Genomic DNA, 609 nt, shown 5'->3' on the forward strand with positions numbered 1-609 from the left:
AGCACGCGCACCGTGTCGCCCACCGCCAGGCGCCGCACGGCCACGCGCACGAGGGCGCCATTGGCCTGCAGGCGCTCCACGCTGTCGGGCAGGCGGTTCATCACCGCCTCCAGCGCGCCGGCCGTGCGGTCGCGCAGGCGCAGCTCCAGCCAGCGGCCGGTGAGCAAAAAGAACACGAACATGGTCAGCGAGTCGTAGAACACCTCGCGCCCGAAGATTCCGCTGGGATCGAAGGTGCCCGCCGTGCTCACCCCGAAGGTGATGGCCATGCCCAGCGCCACGGGCAGGTCCATGCTCACCCGGCGCAGGCGCACGTCGCGCAGCGCGTTCGCAAAGAACGACCCGCAAGCGAAGATGACCACCGGCAGCGTGATGACCCACGAGGCCCAGCGCAGCAGCTGCTCCATCTCGGCCGTGAGGTCGCCCGGCTGCGCCACGTAGGCGGGCCACGCGTACATCATCACCTGCATCATGCAAAAGCCGGCCACCAGCCAGCGCCACAGCGCGCGGCGGTGCTCACTTTGGCGTTGCGCCCGCGCGAAGGCGTCCATGGCCGGCAGGGCCCGGTAGCCCGCGCGCCGCACCGCCGCGATCCACTGCGAGGGCCGC

At 71.4% G+C, this 609-nt stretch carries 1 pseudogene; it reads right to left on the bottom strand.

Features of this window, described 5'->3' with window-relative positions:
* Positions 1-609: pseudogene (locus AC27IQ_RS26715) on the bottom strand (heavy metal translocating P-type ATPase); the annotation flags it as partial.

This window comes from Acidovorax sp. KPB24-07, assembly GCF_057543315.1.